Consider the following 20,228-nt stretch of genomic DNA (forward strand, 5'->3'; position numbering starts at 1 on the left):
ACGGTTCGCCAAACGAGCCGCCTACCACCGCGCCGAGATCATCCTCGCCTGCATCATCCTCCACCTCCGATGAAGATCCCCAGGACACGCCCTAGGCGCAAGGAAGGGGTCCTTCATGTACTTCCGGCGAGGGAAGTCAGAAGGAGGTGCCGCCGTCGGTCCAGTTCGTCTGGGCGAAGTCCTCGTCGTCGACGGGAGCGCGACGCGGTTTGCGCACCGGCTCCGGTTCCGGCTCCGGGGGAGCGGCGACCGGCTGCTCGGGCTCGGTGGCTTCGAGGGCCTGAGGTTCGGGGGTGCCGTTCGGCCAGACGCAGGGGGAGGTGGCCCCGACGTAGAACTTGCCCAGGTCGTTCGCCTGCACTGTCATGTCGAAAGCGTCCGTCTTGTTCCTGACGAACACGTATTGATCTTTTGGCCGTGAATCCGTCAAGACCGCGAAGTCGTGAGCCGACCACCACTGGACGACCGCGTCGAAGTACTCGCCGAACCGTGCGGCTTCGAGACCGGTCACCTCATAGGTCGCGGAGATCTCGAAGCGCCCTTGCGGGCCGTCGTCGGTGGGATCTGTGCATTCGGACCTGTGCTGGGTGAACGGTTTCCGTTCCGCAGTGCTGGGCAGCGCGGTGAGTACACCCTCGATGTACCGCTCGACCCTGTCTTTCGCCTCGTGTTCGGTGATGGTCGGTTTCATGGCGTCTCCACCTCCGGAGGAACAAGCGGACAAGAGCACGAGCAGGGCGGTCAGAAGCGGGAGTTTCACGAGGAAGGTTTCCCGGCGATGATCAAGCCGAGATTCCGGAGCGACGGGTTGTTGTCTTCCCAGTATTCGCTGTGCGCTTCCTTGCTGTACCCGCCCCACCCGTCCGTGCCCGGCGCCGAGGTGAACACCTGCCCGCCGAAGTCCGCGTCGGCCGGGTCCTGGCCCAGGATCGGGTCGTACCCGGCGATCTCGAGGTTCGCCAGGTTGATCATGTCGTGCTCGGCCACCGTCGCGTGCACGTGCTTGCCGATTTCGTCCTGATTCACCCCGTCGAGGTGCAGTTCGCTCACGTCGTGCGCGCCGACGCCGGGGCTCGCCACGAAGACGAGTTCGTCCGCGGCGAGGCCGCCGTCGACCGCGGCGTGCCCGACGACGGTGGTGCCGTAGCTGTGCCCCATCACCGTGTTGTGCGAGGGCGGTCCTTGGTGTGTTTCCCGTAGCCCGTCTTGGAATTGCGCGAGGGCCGCCTTGCCACCGTCCGCGTACTCGGCACTCGCGGCGTCGGTGAGCTCGTTCGGCGCGTCGTAGCCGAGCCAGGTGATCACGGCCGTCGAGGGGGAGCCGGAGGTGGTCGCCGCGGCCCACATCTTGTCGGACCGGTTCAGGTCGCCGCCGATCTTCGACAGTTCCGAACCGGTACCCGGCACGTACGTCGCCACGTTCACCGCGGTGTCGGGATTCCCCGCGGAAACGATCGCCTTCCCGTCGCCGCCGGTGTCCAGCCCCAGCAGGAACGCCCGCGGTTCCGACCGGTCCAGCCGCTGTTGGATGGCTTCGAGGCCCTTGAGTTTGGGGTCGCCTTGGAGTCGCGCGATCTCGCGGGCGAGGACGGCGCGGTTGGCGGCGTCGCGGTCGGCGGCCGGGATGCCGTCGAGATTGCCGATGAGTCCCGGATTTCCTTGCAGCAGAGCGACTTTCGCCGTGTCCGACAGGCTCGCCCACCACGCCTTGTTGTCACCGGGGGTGCCGTTCGCGGGTGGGTCGACGATCGACAGGCCGCTTTGCGCGGCTCCGGCGTCCGCCGCTTGGGCGAGCGTGCCACCACCTTGTTCGGTGATCTCGCCCCGTAGCGCGCGGCGCAGGATCTCGGCGAAATCGGCGTCGACGTCGGTCGCGCGGCGCAAGCCCTGTTCGACCCTGTCCGCCAGTTCCGCCATCACGCGAGGCTGGTCAGGCTGTGGCGAGCCGATGGAAATCTCGCCGCCGGGACCGATGGACAGTCCGTTCCGTCGCGCCAGTTCGTCGGTCTCCCGCACGAACGCGACGATCCGGTCCAGCGCGATCTGCACCTCGTGCGCACCCCGCCGGACGGCGGACGCCCCGGCGACGAGCCGCTCCAAGGTGGAGGTCAGCGATTCGCCCCGCGTCGACGCGGCGGTGGCCGCGTCGCCGGTCCAGCCCGTGAAGCGGGTCATGGCTTCGACGTCGTCGTTCGCGGCGATGATCCGGGTGCAGCCGTCGTTGAGCGCGTCGGCGACCTCGCCGATCGAGGCCGGATCCCACCGGCGCACGTCTCCCCAGGTGAGCATCAGACGGGGAGTTCCCGTGACGCCGCCAGCTCGTTGGCGCGGTAGCGGACGGCCGCCGCGTCGAGCCGTTCGGCGTAGTCCGCCGTGTTCCCGACCCACCCGGGCACCGCGCGGCCCCAGGCGTCCGCGAGCAGCCGGGCCGCCTCACCGGAAACGCCACCCGGCAAACCCGCCGCGACACCGGCGAGCGTGGCCGCGAGGTCCACCTTCCCGACGTCGGCCGAAGCCCGTTTCGCCGCGCCTGACGCCGCGCCGATCGCCTTCAAGGCCACCTCGTACCCGCCGGTCATCCCGCTTCCTCCCCGTAGCGTGACGCTGTGTGACCACCCTACGACGCGGGAGACGGACGCGCGGTTCCCTTCACCCGTCCTTGAAAAGTCCGTCGGCGACATAGCGCGAGACGGTGGCGAGCCGCCGCCCCTGAAGACGGAGGGCGTCCAGGGCGAGAGCGTCGGGTTCGGCGGACTTGCGCGAGACGAACGAGCCGCCGTACGGATTGCCCGATTCGAGCAGGTGAGGGTCGGTGTAGCCGAGCGGCAGGACGATGGCGCCCCAGTGGTAGAAGATGTTGTTCGTCGCCAGCACGGTCGATTCGAGCCCGCCGTGCGCGGTCGACGCGGTGGTGAACGAAGTCGCGACCTTGTTCACGAGTTTTCCCTTGGCCCACAGGCCACCGGTGCTGTCCAAAAAGGACTTCAGCTGGGCGGCGGGGCCACCGAACCGGGTCGGGCTGCCCGCCGCGAAACCGTCGGCCCACTCCAGGTCTTCCAGCGTCGCCGTCTCGTGGTGCGGCCCCGCGTCCACCCACGCCTGCCAGCGCGGATTGCTCGCCACCGCACCGGGCGGCGCGGTTTCGGGAACCGTGCGGACACGGACGTCGGCTTCGGCCTCGCGGGCCCCGTCGGCCAGTGCCGACGCCAGTTTCGCGGTGTTGCCGGTCGCGCTGTAGTAGACGACGAGGATGCGGGTGCTCACGTCCGCCGACCTTAGGCGAGCGTGAGCCCCCGTCTCAGGATCCGGAACTCAGTACTTCTTCCAGGGGCTGACGGTGTCCGTCGGCCGCGTCGGGTCGTGGAATCGCGGCTTGTCCAATTCGTCGCGGCGCAGCGGGACCAGACCGTCGGTGATGGCCTGCATGATCTTGGCGTGCGCGCGGACCCCGGCGCCCGGCCGCTCCGGCTCGACCTCCGACAGGTCCACCGGCTCGCCGAAGTGCACCTTGAACCGCGGCCGCCGCATGGGCGCGCTCAGCCCGGACTTGGCGAGCGGCACCAGATCGGCGGGGCCGTTGACGGTCTCCGTCCCCCAGTAGACGGCTTCGTGCGCGCCCCATTGGCTGATCGGGATCACCGGCACCCCGGCGGCCAGCGCGAGCCGCGCCGCGCCGGTCTTGCCCCGCTCCGGCCACAGGCCCGGGTCGTGGCTGATCCGGCCCTCGGGGTAGACGATCAGCGGGTCGCGGGTGGTCCGCAGCGCTTCGGCGGCTTCAGCGAACTGGCCGATGGCCGTCGACGCCTGTTTGCGGTCGACCCGCAGGTGACCGCTGACTCGCAGCGCCGGGCCGATGACCGGCGCGTCGAGGATGCCGCCCGCCAGCATGAACCGCGGGTTGATGCCGATCCGTTTGCAGGCCGCCATCAGCACGAACGCGTCGAACACCCCGATGTGGTTGGCCGTCATGAGCAGGGGCCGCCGTCGCAGTTCCGCCGAAACACCGCCGGTCACGGTGAGTTTGCCGACGAAGTTGACCAGCCCCCGGTCGATGTTCAGCATCGTGCGCCAGATGGCCGGGGCGCGGCGAGCCGAATTATCCTCCTGATGCAGCGCGAACATGGGGCAGAGCATGTCATGAACCCCTTTTCACCCGGATGGCCGCTCAAGCTGTGACCTGAGACGAATGTTCCGGATGTGCTCCGAGTGGCGGCAGGGACTGAAGGGTCGAGGCGGTTACCGTGGAGACATGGCTAGCGGGTCGACGACCAGGAAACGGAGTACGGCGCGAAGCGGCGGCAGCAAGGGGCCGGCGCGAAAGCCGCGTACCCCGGCGAAGCCCAGGTCAACGGCTGCGAGGAAGCCCGCTCCGCGGCGTCCGGCGCCACGGAAGCGCTCGTCCGGCACGTTCGCCAAAGGCGTGCGCGGCACCTGGAACCTGCTCGCGAAGGGCCTCGGCACCCTCGCGCGGACGGTCGGCCGCGGCCGCGAACTGGAACCGGAGCACCGTCGTGACGGGCTCGCCCTCGGTCTCATCGCACTGGCGCTGGTGATCGCGTTCGGCGTCTGGTGGCGGGCGGCCGGCCCGATCGGCGGCTGGGTGGAGGTCGGTACGCGCTCGTTGCTGGGCGCCGGGGCGGTGACGCTCCCGCTGGTGCTCACCGTGGTGGCCGTCGCGCTGATGCGGTCGGAACCGGTGCCCGAGGCCCGGCCGCGGATGGTCATCGGCACCCTGCTGGTGGTCCTGGCGGTGCTCGGCCTGCTGCACATCTTCACCGCGCTGCCCGAGACCAACGACGGCCGGATGTACGCCGGCGGGGTGATCGGCGCCTTCTCCGGCGGCCTGCTCACCATGGGGGTCACCACCTGGGTCGCCGTGCCGCTGCTGGTGCTGGCGCTGCTGTTCGGCACGCTCGTGTTCACCGGGACCCCGGTCCGGGAGATCCCGCACCGCCTGCGCAACTGGGGTCTCGATCCCGAAGAGATCGAGGAGGCCGAGGCCGAGCGCCAGGCCATCCACGAGGAACGCGACGCCGTCACCGAAGCCGACCCGAAATCGGTCCGGCTGCGGAAGCCGTCGCGGCGCCGCCAGGCCTCGGGCGACCACGAGGGCGAGCAACTCGACATCGAAGCCGCGCTGGCCGAGGCGCCGACACCGCTGCGCCCGCCGAAGCCCGCGGCCAAGCCTGTCGAAGAGAAGAAGCCGAAGAAGGCCGAGGCGCCGCTGGCGGTCACCAGGACCGTCGAGGGCGACTACAAGCTCCCGCCGCCGGACCTGCTGAAGCTCGGCGACGCGCCGAAGTCCCGCAGCAAGGCCAACGACGCCATGATCGAGGCGATCACCGGCGTGCTGGAGCAGTTCAACGTCGACGCGCAGGTCACCGGCTTCACGCGGGGCCCGACGGTCACCCGGTACGAGGTCGAACTCGGTCCCGGGGTGAAGGTCGAGAAGATCACCGCGCTGACCAAGAACATCGCCTACGCGGTGGCGACCGACAACGTCCGGCTGCTGGCGCCGATCCCCGGCAAATCCGCGGTCGGCATCGAGGTGCCGAACTCCGACCGCGAGATGGTGCGCCTCGGCGACGTGCTGCGCGCGCCGTCGACGGTCAAGGACAACCACCCGATGGTCATCGGTCTCGGCAAGGACATCGAAGGCCATTTCGTCACCGCGAACCTGACGAAGATGCCGCACCTGCTGGTGGCGGGGTCCACCGGTTCCGGTAAGTCGAGCTTCGTCAACTCGATGCTGGTGTCGCTGCTCGCGCGGTCGACGCCGGACGAGTGCCGGATGATCCTGATCGACCCGAAGATGGTCGAGCTGACCCCGTACGAGGGCATCCCGCATCTGATCACGCCCATCATCACCCAGCCGAAGAAGGCCGCCGCCGCGCTGGCCTGGCTGGTGGAGGAGATGGAGCAGCGGTATCAGGACATGCAGGTCAACAAGGTCCGGCATATCGACGACTACAACAAGAAGGTGCGCTCGGGCGAGATCACCGCGCCGCCGGGCAGCGAGCGCGTGTACGCGCCGTACCCGTACATCATGGCGATCGTCGACGAGCTCGCCGACCTCATGATGACCGCTCCGCGCGACGTCGAGGACGCGATCGTCCGGATCACGCAGAAGGCGCGTGCCGCCGGTATCCACCTGGTCCTGGCGACCCAGCGCCCGTCGGTCGACGTCGTGACGGGCCTGATCAAGACCAACGTGCCGTCGCGGCTGGCGTTCGCGACCTCGTCGCTCACCGACTCGCGGGTCATCCTCGACCAGCCGGGCGCGGAGAAGCTCATCGGTATGGGTGACGCGCTGTACCTGCCGATGGGCGCCGGGAAACCGGTCCGCATCCAGGGCGCCTTCGTCGGCGACGAAGAGATCGCCGCGGTGGTGAACTTCGCCAAGGAGCAGGCGCAGCCGGACTACCAGGACGGCGTCACCGCCGCGAAGGCGGGCGAAAAGAAGGAAATCGACTCCGACATCGGCGACGATCTCGACGTGCTGCTGCAGGCCGCCGAGCTGATCGTCACCTCTCAGTTCGGTTCGACGTCGATGCTGCAGCGGAAGCTGCGGGTCGGCTTCGCCAAGGCCGGGCGCCTGATGGACCTGCTGGAAAGCCGGGGGGTCGTCGGTCCCTCGGAGGGCTCGAAGGCGCGAGACGTGCTGATCAAGCCGGAGGAGCTGGAGTCGGTGCTGTTCATGATCCGCGGTGGTGGGGACGCGAACGGCGGCGACGTCTCCGACGACTGAGACTTGACCGGGCCGGTCCCGCGCTCTTTGCCTCCCGCTGGGCGCCGAGCCTGGCCGGGATGTCGCGAAAGCCACTTTCGGGACATCTGACGTCGTGAAAGTGGCTTTCGCGACACCGCCGCGCGAGTTGCTAGGCCGAGGCTTTTGAAGACCGGTGCAACGGACCGGAGCCTCCGTTACGTCTCTAGCCCGTGGACCTCAAGAAGCTGCTCGTCGTCCTCTGCGCACTGGTCGGCCTCGCCTGCGGAGCCGGCAGCTCCGCCGCGCGCGAGCAACCCGCGCCGCCCCAGTCCGCGCCGGTGCAGCGGCCTCAGCCCGCCCACGACGCTCATAACAGCGTCGAGCTGGGGGAGACCGTCGTCCTCAAGACCGGTGACACGACCGAGGTCGCGTCGAAGGACGTCAGCATCCGCTTCGCTCGTCTGATGTCCGATTCCCGCTGCGCCGCGGGAATGGTCTGCGTCTGGGAAGGGGAGGCCGTGGTCGAGCTGACCTTGGCCGAACCGGGACGCGGCGAGCGGACGACGGCGGCCCTCGCCTCCACCGGACGTGGTGGCAGGCAGTCCGTCGAGTTCGCCGCCTGCCGGGTGGACCTGGTCGCCGTGAGTTCGGGGGGCGACCAGGTCACCCTGCGGGTGTCCAAGGCCTAAAGGGAGTCGCCCCAACGGTCGAGATACGCGACTTCGGACAGCGGCAAGCGCGCGGCGGGTTTGAAGTCCGGAACCGTCGTGTAGGCGACCGGAAGCAGCCCGACCTGCGTGACGCCGGAGGGGATGCCGAGGATTTCGGCCGCCTCCGCCTCGTGGGTCAGGTGGTACGTGGTGAGCGTCGAGCCGAGGCCGCGTGACCGCAGCGCCAGCTGGAAGTTCCACACCGCCGGGAAGATCCCGCCGTAGAACGCGGCGTCGGCCGCGTTGTCGCCGCTCGGCCTGCCGGTCAGGCACGGGATGACGAACACGGGCACCCGGTCGATCACGTCGATCAGGTGCTGTCCGGAAGCGAATGCCCGTGCCACGGAAGGCTCGGTGATCGCCTCGCCCAGCGCCGCGGCGTTCGTCTCCAGGTACGCCTTCCCTACCCTCCGGAACAGCTCGGACAGCCGGTCCTTCACGTGTTGATCCCGCACGACGAGCCACCGCCACGCCTGCTGGTTGCCCGGCGTGGGTGCCTGCAGCGCGAGCCGCAGGCACTCGTCGAGCACGTCGGGTTCCACCGGCCGGTCCAGGTCGAGTTTGCGGCGGACCGCTCGCGTCGTGCTCAGCAGGTGGTCGGTGACCGAGGTGTCCATATGCCGCCTTTCTACAGATGCGCCGCCAGGAAGCGGTCGATGAGCTCGCTGATCGGTTCGAGGTCCTCTTCCAGCGCGAAATGCCCGGTGTCGAAGAAGTGAACCTCCGCCGAGGGAACATCATCGCGGAAAGCCTCGGCCCCCGCCGGGATGAAGAACGGGTCGTCGCGGCCCCACACGGCGAGCACGGGCGGCTGGGCTTCACGCAGCCACGCCTGGAACTTCGGGTACGCGGGCGGGTTGTTCCGGTAGTCCCAGAGCAGGTCCAGCATCGCCTCCGCCCGGCCAGGCAGACCGAGGAAGTACTGGTCCAGCAGGTGATTCGAGGGATCGATGGTCTCCGGATCGCGGGCGCCTTCGGTGTACTGGAACTTGATCTGTTCCGGTTCGAGGATCGCCTCGAACCCGCGCCGCGCCTCGGTTTCGTCGGTCAGGGAAGGGAAGTCCGGCATCGCCGGGCCGAGCCCCTCGACGTAGGCGTTGCCGTTCTGCGTGATCAGCGCCGTGATCTGGGACGGCCGCGAGACGGCCAGCCGCAGGCCCGCCGGAGCGCCGAAATCGAAGACGTAGAGCGCGTATCGCCGCAGTTCCAGCGCGTCCACGAAGTCTCCGACGACCTCCGCGAGCCGGTCGAAGGTGAACGTGAAGCCCTCAGGCGTGACGGTCTGCCCGAACCCGGGCAGGTCCGGCGCGATGAGCCGCCACCGGCCGGCGAGGCGCCGCATCAGCCGCACGAATTGGTGCGAAGACGTCGGGAAGCCATGCAGCAGGAGCAGAACGGGCGCTTCGGGGTCGCCGGCTTCGCGATAGAAGACCTCGACGTCGCCGAGCTTGACGGAACGGTGCCGGATGGTCGCCATGGACACTCCCTAATGGTTAAAACTGTCTCGAACCATTAGTACCTGATAGTGTCAAGCCATGCTCGATCTCGACTCGCTCCCCGGTGACGATCTCGCGGTGAACCTCGCCGACACGGTCATGCTGGCTGTCGCGCCGTCGATCGACCTGCTCGACGACGGGCACGCGAAGTTCTGGGCGACTCAAGCTTTGCCCGAAGGCGCCCGGGCACCGTCGGCCGAGCAGACGAGGCGGCTGCGTTCGGCGGTGCGTGAGCTGCTGGAGGCGGTCGTCGCGGCGCGGGAGCCCGAGGCGTGGGCGGTGGAGCGGGTCAACGCGGCCGCGGCCGCCGTCCCGACCAGCCCGCGGCTGACCGCCGGGGGCGCGGAGACGTGCTGGCACGGCGAGGACGGCGGCGAGATCGCCCTCGCCGCCGTCGCGGTCGCGGCGATCGACCTCGTGTCCGGGCCGCGCGCGGCCCGGCTGCGGCGATGCGGCGCGCACGACTGCTCGATGCTGTTCGTGGCGGCCAACAGCCGGCGGGTGTGGTGCACGCCGTCGCTGTGCGGCAACCGCGTCCGGGTCGCGCGCCACGCGGCGAAGGGCTGAAGGCGCCCTTCGCGGCATTGGAGGCGCTCAGCGAGGCTGTTGGTTTATTCGGACGGGGTGGGTCTCGGCCGCCGGTTCCGGCTGGTGCGTGCAGTGGCCGATGATGTTGGTGGGGCCACGCTCGAATCACCCTGACCAGCACGAGGGTCGCTCGGGTCTCAGAGCTTGATCAACGGAGGATCAGGGACACTCAACGTCCCCGATCTTCCGTTGATCAAGCTCGCACGGCCCGGTTCGCTGCCGAGTGGGTAGGCAAATGCCGGTCCAAACCGGCAGCTAAAGCTCCAGCAGCATCCGGCTGTTGCCCAAGGTGTTCGGCTTCACGTACGGCAGGTCGAGGAACTCGGCGACACCCGGATCGGCCGAGCGCCGCATCTCCTCGTAGACCTCCTGGGTCACCGGAGTGCCGTCGATCTCGACGAAACCGTGACCGGCGAAGAAGTGGGTCTCGAAGGTCAGCACGAACAGCCGCTTCAACCCGATCTCGCGCGCGAAGCCGATCAGCTGCGCCACCAGCGCGTGCCCGATGCCGCGTCCCCGCGAGTCCTTGTCGACGGCGATGGTGCGCAGCTCCGCGATGTCTTCCCACAGCACGTGGAGCGCACCGCAGCCGAGCACGTCGTCGCCGTCCTCGACCACCCAGAACTCCTGGACGCTCTCGTAGAGGGTGACGAGTTCCTTCTCCAGCAGCACCGTCCCGGCGTCGGAGTCGACCAGCGCCTTGATCTTGCGGACGTCCGCGATCCGCGCCCGGCGGACGGTGGGGCGGTGGTGCGAGAGAGGGTCTGAGGGCACGTCCACCATTAAGCCATCCCCGGGGTCCGGCCCGGTCGAGGGCTCGCCCGAGCGAGCGATCGCCGACCCCGCGAACAGGCCAGCTACCCTAAGGCACGTGCCTTCTCCCACCACTGATCCTGTCGCCACCCGTCGCGTTTCCTTGTTGACCCTCGGTTGCGCCCGCAACGAGGTCGATTCCGAGGAACTCGCCGGACGGCTGGCGGCGGGCGGCTGGGAGCTCGCCGCCGAGCCCGAGGACTCCGACGTCGTGGTCGTCAACACCTGCGGCTTCGTCGAGTCCGCGAAGAAGGACTCCGTCGACACGCTGCTCGCGGCCTCCGACACCGGCAAGAAGGTCGTCGCCGTCGGCTGCATGGCCGAGCGCTACGGCAACGAGCTGGCCGAGAGCCTGCCCGAGGCCGACGCGGTCCTGGGCTTCGATCACTACGCGGACCTCGCGGAGCGTCTCGACGACGTCGTGGCCGGCCGCAAGGTCGAGTCGCACACGCCGTCCGACCGCCGCAAGCTGCTGCCGATCAGCCCGGTCCAGCGCCCGACCGCCGCCGAATCGGTCGAGGTCCCCGGCCACGCGCAGCATGGCTGGGGCCCCCGCGTGCTGCGGACCAGGCTCGACACCTCCCCGGTGGCCGCGCTGAAGATCGCCTCCGGGTGCGACCGTCGCTGTTCGTTCTGCGCGATCCCGTCGTTCCGCGGGTCGTTCGTGTCCCGGCAGCCGGACGAGATCGTCGCCGAGGCGATGTGGCTCGCGGAGAACGGGGTCAAGGAGGTCTTCCTCGTCTCCGAGAACTCCACCTCCTACGGCAAGGACTTCGGCCGTGACGGCGCCCGCGCGCTGGAACTGCTGGTCCCGCGGCTGGCCGCGGTGCCCGGTATCGAACGCGTCCGCGTCTCGTACCTGCAGCCCGCCGAGACCCGCCCCGGCCTGGTCAAGGCCATCGCGACCACCCCGGGTGTCGCCGACTACTTCGACCTGTCCTTCCAGCACTCCAGCGAGACCGTGCTGCGCCGCATGCGCCGGTTCGGCTCCACGGACTCGTTCCTCGCGCTGTGCGACCAGATCCGGGAGCACTCGCCCAACGCGGGCATCCGCACCAACGTCATCGTCGGGTTCCCCGGCGAGACCGAAGAGGACCTCGCCGAGCTGGAGCGCTTCCTCAACGGTGCGCGCCTCGACGCGGTGGGCGTCTTCGGTTACTCCGACGAGGACGGCACCGAGGCCGAGACCTTCGACGGCAAACTCGACGAGTCCGTGGTGGCCGAGCGGGTCGCGCGGATCTCCGCGCTGGTCGAGGAGCTGACCTCGCAGCGGGCCGAAGACCGGATCGGCGACTTCGTCGACGTCCTGATCGAGCAGGCCGAGGACGGCGAGGACCCGATCGGCCGCGCCGCGCACCAGGCCCCCGAGGTCGACGGCGAATGCGTCCTGATCGAGACCGAAGACCTGCCCAAGCTCGCGGTGGGTGACTTCGTCCGCTGCGAGGTCGTCGACTCCGAGGGTGTCGACCTGATCGTGCGGCCCGCACCGCCCGAGGCCGACCGGTGAATGCCGCCCCGAGCGACGCCGGGGCCGGTGAGGGGACGGGCGGTGAGCACTCCCGGGTACCCGAGGCCACCCCGGTCCCGACCCTGAATCTGGCGAACCTGCTCACGATGTCGCGGCTGGTGCTGGTGCCGCTGTTCGTGATGGCGCTGTTCGCCGGTGACGGGGAGGACACGTTCTGGCGCGCGATCGCCACCGCGCTGTTCGCGATCGCGTCGTTCACCGACCAGGTCGACGGCTGGGTCGCGCGCAAGTACGGGCTGATCACCGACTTCGGCAAGATCGCCGACCCGATCGCCGACAAGGCGCTGATCGGTGCCGCGCTGATCGGCTTGAGCGTGCTCGGCGAACTGGGCTGGTGGGTCACCATCGTCATCGCGGTCCGCGAGATCGGCGTGACGTTGCTGCGGTTCTGGGTGATCCGGCACGGCGTCATCCCGGCCAGCCGGGGCGGCAAGGCCAAGACGCTCGCGCAGATCGCGGCCATCACCGCGTACCTGTTGCCCCTGCCCGCGTCCGCCGAGCCGGTGCGCTGGGTGCTGATGGGGCTCGCGCTCGTGCTGACCGTCGTGACCGGTCTCGACTACGTCGTGCGCGCGGTGCGGCTGCGTGCCGCCGGAAGGCGTGCCGCGGGCGCATGAAAGCTGAGACCTTGATCACTCACCTGATCGAGCGCGGTGAGACGGTGGCGACGGCCGAGTCGCTGACCGCCGGTCTGGTCTGCGCGACGCTGACCGAGGTCCCCGGATCGAGTGCCGTCGTGCGAGGCGGGCTGGTGGTCTACGCCACCGACCTCAAGGCGAAGCTGGCCGGGGTCGAGGAAGGCCTTCTCGCCGCGCATGGCGCCGTTCATCCCGAGGTCGCGGCGCAACTGGCCGTCGGCGCGAGGGATCGGTGCGGTGCCACCTGGGGGCTCGGCCTGACCGGTGTCGCGGGCCCGGACGGCCAGGACGGCGTCGCTCCCGGCGTCGTCCACGTCGGTCTCGCCGGGCCGGACACCCTCACCGTCCGTACGCTGGACTTGAGCGGTGATCGAGCCGCGGTCAGAGCCGGTGCCGTCTCCGGCGCGTTCGCCCTGCTGGGGGAACATCTCGCATGATCGCCGCGTTCGCCCTTGGCGTATTGCCGTGTCAACACCTGCGCCCAGGGCACCGCTCTGGGTAACGTAGGGGGTAGTCAGTCCTGGAAGGGAGGCGCGTGATGACCGTGCTGTTGCGCGAGGCGATCGGCGACCGGCTCCGACACGCCCGCACGAACCAGCGTCGAACGCTGCGGGACATCTCCCGCGCCGCCAGGGTGAGCCTCGGTTACCTGTCCGAGGTCGAGCGCGGGCAGAAGGAGGCGTCCAGCGAGCTGCTGGCGTCCATTTGCGAGGCCCTGGACCTTCCGCTGGGCGAACTCCTGCACAAGGTCGCGGCGGACGTCTCGGCGATGGACAACGTCGAGGTCGCCCCGGTGGCCGAGAAGGTCGAAGCGGGCAAGAGGCGCGCTCCGGAGCGGGAAAGCGCCGAAGCGGGCGAGCTCGAAGGCGGCAGGCTGGTGTCCGAGCTGATCGGCAACGACCTGGCCGACCTGCGGATCTCGCCGCCGCCGCGGATGAGCCCCGCGCTGCGGACGACGATCTCCGCACCGAAGATGGTCGCCGCTTAGCGAAGGTCGTGAACGGGAAGAGGCCCCAGGCAGTCCGCCTGGGGCCTCTTCCCGTCAGTTCGCGTCGAACGTGCCCGCCTGGTAGGAGCCGCCCTTGGTGTGCGTGATCACGAGCAGCCGGTTGGCGGCGTTGATCATCGCGACCAGGTAGACCAGCGCGGCGACCTGATCGTCGTCGTAGTGCTTCCGCACCCGGGCCCAAGTCTCGTCGGAGACACCCTGGTGCGCGTCGGCGATCCGGCTGCCTTCCTCCGCGAGCGCCAGCGCGGCCTGCTCGGCCTCGGTGAACACCGTGGATTCACGCCAGGCGGCGACCAGGTTGACGCGGACCGCGGGTTCGCCGGCGGCCGCCAGGTCCTTGGCGTGGGCGTCGACGCAGAAACCGCAGCCGTTGAGCTGGCTGGCCCGCAGCGACACCAGCTCCTGGGTGACCTTCGGCAGGGCCGAACCCTTGATGGCCACACTCACGTTGGCGAACCGCTTGCCGAGCTTGGCGCCGAGCTCGGTGCCGTTCAGATCGAAACGGGAATCCATGATCTCGTCCTCTTTCGTCGTCGTGTGCTGAACCGGACGACCACCAGATGCCGGCGGCCCGGCCGCGCTGACAGAAGCGGGACGTGACGAGCGCCACGGCTTCGACGTGTCAGAAACCGGGGAGAGGCGGCGTCTGGTGTGGACCACCCCGTCGCCGAGAACAGGAGCGAGTCCATGTCCGACACCGCCACGGAGGCGTTCGTCGCCCACCGGAACCTGCTGTTCACCGTCGCCTACGAGATGCTCGGTTCGGCCGCCGACGCGGAGGACGTCCTCCAGGAGACCTGGCTGCGCTGGTCGGGCGTCGACCTCGGCACCGTGGAGAACCCCCGCGCGTACCTGGTCCGCATCACCACCCGGCAGGCGCTCGGCAGGCTGCGCACGCTCGGCCGCCGCAAGGAGTCCTACGTCGGTCCTTGGCTGCCCGAACCGCTGCTCACCAGCCCCGACGTGGCCGACGACGTCGAGCTGGCCGACAGCGTCTCGATGGCGATGCTGCTGGTGCTGGAGACCCTCACGCCGACCGAGCGCGCGGTGTTCGTGCTGCGTGAGGTGTTCGACGTGCCCTACGGCGAGATCGCCGAAGCCGTCGGCAAGACCCCGGCCGCGGTCCACCAGATCGCTCACCGGGCGCGGGCGCATGTCGCCGCCCGGCGGCCGCGTGGCGCCGCGTCCCCCGGCGAGACCAAGGACGTGCTCGACGCGTTCCACCGCGCGGTCCGGACCGGTGACCTGCAGGGACTGCTCGACGTCCTCTCCCCGGACGTCGTCTTCCTCGGCGACGGCGGCGGAGTGGTGCAGGCCGTGCTGGAGCCGGTGGTCGGTGCCGCGCTGGTCGCGCCGCTGCTGGCCGCGAGCCGTCCGGTCCGCGACGAGGCGGCCACGATGCGGACGGCGCAGGTCAACGGCCATCCCGCGCTGATCCTCCGGCTCGGTGGGGAGGTCGACACGGTCGTCGCGCTGCGTGTCGAGGACGGCCTCATCACCGGTCTCTACGCGGTGCGCAACCCCGAGAAGTTGTCACGGATGGACCAGGAGACCGCTCTGGGGCGCTGACGCCGGCCGTTTTCACCCACGGTCACCGGCAGGTGAACCCGAAAGGTCGTGGACGTCACAGTCAGGGGGATCCCTGAATTCCGTCGGGGTCGCCTGGAACGCGGGACGCCGACCTGACACGATGGAACTCAACGCCGGGGTCGGGACGTTGCAACATCACAGAGGGGACGCCCCACCTCGAGGTAACAGCCCGTGGGATGCGAGAAGGCAGGCGGAGGAGATGGCCAACCCGTTCGTGAAGTTCTGGAAGTACATGATGGCGGCGTTCTCGTCGAAGATCGACGAGCACGCCGACCCGAAGGTACAGATCCAGCAGGCCATCGAGGAGGCGCAGCGCAATCACCAGGCGCTGACCCAGCAGGCCGCCTCGGTGATCGGTAACCAGCGTCAGCTGGAGATGAAGCTGAACCGCCAGCTCGGCGACGTGGAGAAGCTGCAGGCTTCGACCCGCCAGGCGCTGGTGCTCGCCGACGAGGCGCGTGCCAAGGGCGACGAGCAGAAGGCGACCGAGTTCGAGAACGCGGCGGAGAGCTTCGCCGCGCAGCTCGTCACCGCCGAGCAGAGCATCGAGGACCTCAAGACCCTGCACGACCAGTCGCTTCAGGCTGCGGAGCAGGCGAAGAAGGCCGTCGAGCGCAACGCGACCATGCTGCAGCAGAAGCTGGCCGAGCGCACCAAGCTGCTCTCGCAGCTGGAGCAGGCGAAGATGCAGGAGCAGGTCTCCGCTTCGCTGAACCAGATGAGCCAGCTGGCCGCACCGGGCAACACCCCGTCGCTGGAAGACGTTCGCGACAAGATCGAGAAGCGCTACACCACCGCGCTCGGCTCGGCCGAACTCGCACAGAACTCCGTCCAGGGCCGGATGATGGAGGTCCAGGCCTCCACGACGCAGCTCGCGGGGCACTCGCGGCTGGAGCAGATCCGCGCGTCCATGAAGGGTGACTCCGTCGCTCAGGTGACCGACGGCAAGACCGCCGCCGCGCCGAAGGCGTCGAGCTCCGCGGACATCCAGCGTGAGATCCAGGCACGGGTTCAGGCCGAACAGGGCAAGAACCCCGCCTGACACACCAACTGGAGCCGGTCCCGCACCCCGCGCGGGTGCGGGACCGGTCTCACCAGAAGACAGGGGAGAGGGCATGGGGCAGGGCAGGCGCAAGGACTTCGGGGAGTTCACCGCCAAGCTTGAGAAGCACATCGAGAAGCTGCCCGACTACGCCCAGCGCGCGCAGGAGAAGCTGCAGCGCTACATCCCGCCCTCCGAGCAGGGTTCCTCGCGGCCCGCTCGGCCGGCGCCGCCCCGGCCGCGCCCGCAGATGCCGCAGATGCCCGCCATGCCGAAGATCTCGCAGCAGCTGACGTCGATGGCCGCGGGGCAGATCCCGGTCGTGGCCGACGCGAAGGCCAAATGGGCGCGCTGGAACGAACCCGCCGCCAAACTGGAGCGACGCAAACGCCGGGCCTCCCGGGCGATGACGTTCTGGATCCTCCTCACCTTCCTTTGTGGACTGTTCGCCGTCGTCGCGGGCACCGGCCTGTTGAAGGACGGCCAGGCCGACGTCCTCCAGGCCATCGCGGGCGGCGCGTTCGCCGTCATCTTCGGGACTTTCGGGGTCAAGTCGGGGCTGCGGCTGCGGACGCTCAACCGCACCGTGCTGCCCGCCGCCCCCGCCGCTCCGCCGCCGCTGCCCCCGGCGCGGTCGGTCGCGCGTGAGCCGATGGAGCGCCTCGCCGAGAGCGAGGCTTCGCTGGCGGAGCTGCTTCGCCAGCTTTCGCAGCCGACGTCGCTCGGCACCATGCCGGTCTCGGAGATCGCCGTCGCGGACGCTCGCACCACCGCCGCCGAGGCGGCGCAGGCCCTGCGCGGGCTGGCGGGCCGGATCCAGGCCATCGAACGCGGCCGCGACGCCGCGCCCGAACGGGAACGCGGCGCCCTCGACGCCGCCATCAAGCAACTGCGCGAGCAGCTCGACGACGGCCTCGACGGCTACGGCGGTCTCGTCGCGGCCGCCGGGCACACCGTCGCGGCGAGCTCGGACGGCATGACGTCGTCCAAGGAGTCGCTGTCGGACGCGACCGACAAGCTCGCCGGACTCGCGATGGCGCTGCGCGAACTCTCCTGAACCCGCAACTCGCGTGATCAGATGGACGACACGCGTGATCAGACGGACGACTCTTGTGATGTCCGTCTGATCACGCGAGATCGCTGTTCAATCACGCGAGTTACGCGATCGGGTACCGTCTGAGCAGGCGCTTTCCTGGACTATCGTCTCATTCGTCGTCGCTAATACTCCATTGCGTAACGACCTGCTCACTGTGTGATACCGAAACGCTCGCGTAACCCGAATCCGCTGGTGGCGGCAACCCGCGATGCCTAACGTCTATTACATGCACGCAGTGCTCATCCCAGCCCGGGCCTGAACCCAGCCCGCGTGAGCGGGCGTCCCAGGGTGGCGGACCGGACACAGTGGATCTCGCGCAGTGGTCTTTCTCGTCCCCACCGAGGAAAGGACGCCCAGTGACGACGCTTCCCCCGGAACCAGAGCCGACTCCCGTTCCGCCTCCCAGCTCCTACCAGCGCGTCATAGCCGCCTACGACCGGATAGCCGAAGTCGACCGCCCCGACATCTGGATCACCCTCCGCCCGGTCGAGGACGCCCTCGTGGACGCGAAAGCAGTCGATGAACGGCTTCGCGCGGGCGCGGATCTGCCGCTCGCGGGCACCTTGGTGGCGGTCGCGGACGTGGTCGACGTCGCCGGTCTTCCCACGGCGGGAGAAGAGATCTGCTGTACCGGCGCCACCTCGGTGTCCCGGCTGACCGCGGCCGGGGCGGTCGTGGTCGGCAAGACCAACTGCGACCGGTTCGGCAGCGACCTGGAGCACACCCGCAGTCCCTACGGCGCCGTGACCGCGGCGCTGAACACCGCCCGGGTCTCCGGGAGCGCGAGCAGTGGCGCGGCCGTCGCCGTCGCGCTCGGCCTTGTCGATCTGGCGGTCGGCACGGACACGGCGGGCGGGGGCCGCGTTCCCGCTTCGCTGAACGGGATCGTCGGGCTGAAGCCGACGCTGGGGCTCGTGCCGAAGACCGGCGCCGCGCCGTGCGGCGGGATCGCCTTGTTCGCCCGCAGCCTCACCCTGGGACAACGCGCGCTGGGCTTGATGACCGGTCCCGACGGGATCGACCCGCTCGCCCGCGACTGGCCGCCGGACGTCCGGTTGTCGGCGGGCGACCGGCCGAGGGTGGCGATCCCGGGCTCCGACACGCTCACCGGCCTTTCGCTGCAGTCCCGATCCGCTTTCCTCGGCGCGGTTTCGGCGCTGAGGGCGTCCGGGGCCCTCGTGGAGACCGTGGAGGTCTCGGCACTGCTGAAAGTGGGCGAGCTGATCCACGACGACGGCTTCACCGCCGACAGGCATCGTGTCGCCGAGGCCGGGATGCTCGCGCTCCGGATGCTGGCCGAGTACGACGCCCTCGTGCTCCCGACCGTCGCGGACCATCCCGACGTCTCCGAGGCGTTGTCCGATCCGGACGGTGTCTCGAAGCGGCTCGAACGCTTCACGGCGTTCGTCAACCTGCTCGACCTCGCCGCCGTCACGGTACCGGCGTCGCCGTCGGATCTCGGGCCGTACGGGGTGTCGGTGGTGGTGCGGCCGTTCGACGACCAGGTCGCCATCGACCTCGCCGCCGTGCTCACCGACGAACAGGCCGATTTCCCTTATCCCGCACCGGGTGCGGATCTCGTGGTGTTCGGCGCGCAGCTGCGCGGTCAGCCCTTGAACGGAAGCCTGGTCCGCGCCGGGGCGCGGTTCACCGGGCTGGTCCAGACCGGCGAGGGCTACCGGATGCTGCTGCTGCCCACCGATCCGCCCCAGCCGGGGGTGGTGCCGGTGAGCGCCACGGGCGAGCACACGATGCTTTCGGGTGAACGCTGGCGGCTCTCGCCCGCCGCTCTCGGCGCCTTCGCCGCCACGCTGCCCGCCCCGTTCGTCCTGGGCCGGATCCGGCTGGAGAACGGGGAAACGCCTTTGGCCGTCCTGTGCGATCAGGCCGCGACGGCGACGGCGACGGAGCTGACGCGGTACCAGTGCTGGCGTGCCTACCTCAGGTTCGTCAGTACGGCCGGGCCGCGAGACCTCGGGCGACCCGCTTGACCAGACCGGGACCGTGCAGGGCGAAACCGGTGTAGAGCTGGACGAGACCGGCGCCGGCGTCGAGCATCCGTGCGGCGGCGCCGGCGTCGAAGATCCCGCCGACGCCGATGATCGGCAGCTTGCCGCCGGTTTCGCCGTGCACGAACCGCACCACCTCGACCGAGCGCGCGGTGAGCGGACGGCCGGACAACCCGCCGGCCTGCTCGCCGATCGCGGCCTCGGACGGGGCGATCCCTTCGCGCGAGAGCGTCGTGTTGGTCGCGATCAGCCCGGCGACCCCGTGTTCGAGGCAGACCTCCAGCAGTTCCGCGAGCGCTTCGTCGGTGAGGTCGGGGGCGACCTTCACCAGCACCGGCGTCGGCTTCGCGTCGCCGGCGAGCTCGGCCGAGGTCTCCCGCAGCTCGGCGAGCAGTTCGGCCAGCGCGGACTTGTCCTGCAGCGCCCGCAGTCCCGGAGTGTTCGGGGAACTGACGTTGATGGCGAAGTAGTCGGCGTACGGGTACAAGGCCCGCAGCGAGAACCGGTAGTCCTCGACGGCCTCGTCGAGCGGCGTCACCTTGGACTTGCCGATGCTGACGCCGAGCGGCACGGGCGGCTTCCCGGTCGCGGCGAGACGGGTGGCGAGCGCTTCCGCGCCTTCGTTGTTGAAGCCCATCCGGTTGATCACCGCGTCGGTCTCGGCGAGGGTGAACAACCGTGGTTTGTCGTTGCCCGGCTGCGGATACCGGGTGACCGTGCCGACCTCGACGAAGCCGAAGCCGAGCGCGGGCCAGGCGTGCAGGGCGCGGCCGTTCTTGTCCATCCCGGCGGCGAGGCCGACCCGGTTCGGGAAGCGCAGGCCGAGGAAGGTGACCGGATCGTCCGTCCGGTAGACGCGGCCGAGCGCGGCGAGCGCGGGGGAGACCCGGCTCAGCCTGGCGAGCGAGCCGATGGTGCGTTCGTGCACGGTTTCGGGGTCGCTGCCGGAGACCCGGTAGAGAGCGGGGCGGACGATCTTGTCGAAGAGCACGGCCCCATC

Annotated in this window: 21 protein-coding genes; 11 read left to right on the plus strand and 10 right to left on the minus strand. The window is 69.7% G+C overall.

Annotated features, from left to right (window positions below):
• Positions 1-136: 136 nt before the first annotated feature.
• The 5 genes from ACIBTM_RS32595 to ACIBTM_RS32615 form a co-directional block, all read right to left on the minus strand.
• Positions 137-691, minus strand: coding sequence for a hypothetical protein (locus ACIBTM_RS32595; protein WP_395881001.1), 555 nt, complete (start codon positions 689-691; stop codon positions 137-139).
• Positions 692-756: 65 nt separating this feature from the next.
• A complete protein-coding gene (locus ACIBTM_RS32600; RefSeq protein WP_395881002.1) occupies positions 757-2,289 on the minus strand; it encodes an alpha/beta hydrolase in 1,533 nt (510 codons plus the stop codon).
• Positions 2,289-2,579 (minus strand): hypothetical protein, encoded by a 291-nt coding sequence (locus ACIBTM_RS32605; protein ID WP_395881003.1) that lies wholly within the window; start codon positions 2,577-2,579, stop codon positions 2,289-2,291. Before ACIBTM_RS32605 ends, ACIBTM_RS32600 begins: the two co-directional genes overlap by 1 nt.
• A gap of 70 nt (positions 2,580-2,649) precedes the next feature.
• Positions 2,650-3,264, minus strand: a complete 615-nt coding sequence (wrbA, locus tag ACIBTM_RS32610) for an NAD(P)H:quinone oxidoreductase (RefSeq protein ID WP_395881004.1) — start codon at positions 3,262-3,264, stop codon at positions 2,650-2,652.
• 48 nt (positions 3,265-3,312) lie between these two features.
• The gene (locus ACIBTM_RS32615) at positions 3,313-4,122 is read right to left on the minus strand and encodes a lysophospholipid acyltransferase family protein (protein WP_395881005.1); all 810 of its coding nucleotides are present in this window, start codon (positions 4,120-4,122) and stop codon (positions 3,313-3,315) included.
• Between the two features lie 298 nt (positions 4,123-4,420).
• On the opposite strand from ACIBTM_RS32615, the gene ACIBTM_RS32620 reads away from it, so the two are divergent.
• Positions 4,421-6,748: a DNA translocase FtsK gene (locus ACIBTM_RS32620; protein ID WP_395881006.1), complete on the plus strand. Its 2,328-nt coding sequence runs from the start codon at positions 4,421-4,423 to the stop codon at positions 6,746-6,748.
• Between the two features lie 191 nt (positions 6,749-6,939).
• Positions 6,940-7,398 (plus strand): hypothetical protein, encoded by a 459-nt coding sequence (locus tag ACIBTM_RS32625; RefSeq protein ID WP_395881007.1) that lies wholly within the window; start codon positions 6,940-6,942, stop codon positions 7,396-7,398.
• Here ACIBTM_RS32625 and ACIBTM_RS32630 read toward each other — a convergent pair.
• Both ACIBTM_RS32630 and ACIBTM_RS32635 read right to left on the minus strand, forming a co-directional pair.
• Positions 7,395-8,036 (minus strand): nitroreductase family protein, encoded by a 642-nt coding sequence (locus tag ACIBTM_RS32630; RefSeq protein WP_395881008.1) that lies wholly within the window; start codon positions 8,034-8,036, stop codon positions 7,395-7,397. The genes ACIBTM_RS32625 and ACIBTM_RS32630 overlap by 4 nt on opposite strands.
• An 11-nt stretch (positions 8,037-8,047) precedes the next feature.
• Entirely contained in the window at positions 8,048-8,896 is an 849-nt protein-coding gene (locus tag ACIBTM_RS32635) for an alpha/beta fold hydrolase (RefSeq protein ID WP_395881009.1), read from the minus strand.
• 58 nt (positions 8,897-8,954) lie between these two features.
• On the opposite strand from ACIBTM_RS32635, the gene ACIBTM_RS32640 reads away from it, so the two are divergent.
• Positions 8,955-9,482 carry a CGNR zinc finger domain-containing protein gene (locus tag ACIBTM_RS32640; protein ID WP_395881010.1) on the plus strand — a complete coding sequence of 176 codons (528 nt, stop codon included), beginning with the start codon at positions 8,955-8,957 and terminating at the stop codon, positions 9,480-9,482.
• Positions 9,483-9,758: 276 nt separating this feature from the next.
• Here ACIBTM_RS32640 and ACIBTM_RS32645 read toward each other — a convergent pair whose 3' ends face one another.
• The gene (locus tag ACIBTM_RS32645; protein ID WP_395881011.1) at positions 9,759-10,286 is read right to left on the minus strand and encodes an amino-acid N-acetyltransferase; all 528 of its coding nucleotides are present in this window, start codon (positions 10,284-10,286) and stop codon (positions 9,759-9,761) included.
• A gap of 88 nt (positions 10,287-10,374) precedes the next feature.
• Here ACIBTM_RS32645 and rimO point away from each other — a divergent pair, with 88 nt between their 5' ends.
• From rimO to ACIBTM_RS32665, 4 genes are all read left to right on the plus strand, one after another.
• Positions 10,375-11,823: a 30S ribosomal protein S12 methylthiotransferase RimO gene (gene rimO, locus ACIBTM_RS32650; protein ID WP_378369939.1), complete on the plus strand. Its 1,449-nt coding sequence runs from the start codon at positions 10,375-10,377 to the stop codon at positions 11,821-11,823.
• Complete coding sequence (gene pgsA, locus ACIBTM_RS32655) at positions 11,820-12,461, plus strand: CDP-diacylglycerol--glycerol-3-phosphate 3-phosphatidyltransferase (RefSeq protein WP_395881012.1); 642 nt, start codon at positions 11,820-11,822, stop codon at positions 12,459-12,461. The genes rimO and pgsA overlap by 4 nt, the downstream gene beginning before the upstream one ends.
• A complete protein-coding gene (locus ACIBTM_RS32660; protein WP_395881013.1) occupies positions 12,458-12,919 on the plus strand; it encodes a CinA family protein in 462 nt (153 codons plus the stop codon). Before pgsA ends, ACIBTM_RS32660 begins: the two co-directional genes overlap by 4 nt.
• Positions 12,920-13,020: 101 nt before the next feature.
• On the plus strand, positions 13,021-13,470 hold the full coding sequence (locus ACIBTM_RS32665; RefSeq protein ID WP_038516491.1) for a helix-turn-helix domain-containing protein: 450 nt from the start codon (positions 13,021-13,023) through the stop codon (positions 13,468-13,470).
• Between the two features lie 54 nt (positions 13,471-13,524).
• Here ACIBTM_RS32665 and ACIBTM_RS32670 read toward each other — a convergent pair whose 3' ends face one another.
• Positions 13,525-14,004, minus strand: a complete 480-nt coding sequence (locus tag ACIBTM_RS32670) for a carboxymuconolactone decarboxylase family protein (RefSeq protein WP_395881014.1) — start codon at positions 14,002-14,004, stop codon at positions 13,525-13,527.
• Positions 14,005-14,178: 174 nt separating this feature from the next.
• Here ACIBTM_RS32670 and ACIBTM_RS32675 point away from each other — a divergent pair, with 174 nt between their 5' ends.
• From ACIBTM_RS32675 to ACIBTM_RS32690, 4 genes are all read left to right on the plus strand, one after another.
• Complete coding sequence (locus tag ACIBTM_RS32675) at positions 14,179-15,060, plus strand: RNA polymerase sigma-70 factor (RefSeq protein WP_395881015.1); 882 nt, start codon at positions 14,179-14,181, stop codon at positions 15,058-15,060.
• Between the two features lie 220 nt (positions 15,061-15,280).
• Positions 15,281-16,123 (plus strand): PspA/IM30 family protein, encoded by an 843-nt coding sequence (locus tag ACIBTM_RS32680; RefSeq protein ID WP_007029352.1) that lies wholly within the window; start codon positions 15,281-15,283, stop codon positions 16,121-16,123.
• A 73-nt stretch (positions 16,124-16,196) separates the two neighbouring features.
• Positions 16,197-17,180: a hypothetical protein gene (locus ACIBTM_RS32685; RefSeq protein WP_395881016.1), complete on the plus strand. Its 984-nt coding sequence runs from the start codon at positions 16,197-16,199 to the stop codon at positions 17,178-17,180.
• 395 nt (positions 17,181-17,575) lie between these two features.
• Positions 17,576-19,210, plus strand: coding sequence for an amidase family protein (locus ACIBTM_RS32690; protein WP_395881017.1), 1,635 nt, complete (start codon positions 17,576-17,578; stop codon positions 19,208-19,210).
• On the opposite strand, the gene ACIBTM_RS32695 is transcribed toward ACIBTM_RS32690, so the two are convergent.
• Positions 19,170-20,219, minus strand: a complete 1,050-nt coding sequence (locus ACIBTM_RS32695; protein WP_395881018.1) for a quinone-dependent dihydroorotate dehydrogenase — start codon at positions 20,217-20,219, stop codon at positions 19,170-19,172. The two genes, ACIBTM_RS32690 and ACIBTM_RS32695, sit on opposite strands and share 41 nt — an antisense overlap.
• Between the last annotated feature and the right edge of the window lie 9 nt (positions 20,220-20,228).

This window comes from Amycolatopsis sp. NPDC049868 (assembly GCF_044461365.1).
GTDB lineage: Bacteria > Actinomycetota > Actinomycetes > Mycobacteriales > Pseudonocardiaceae > Amycolatopsis.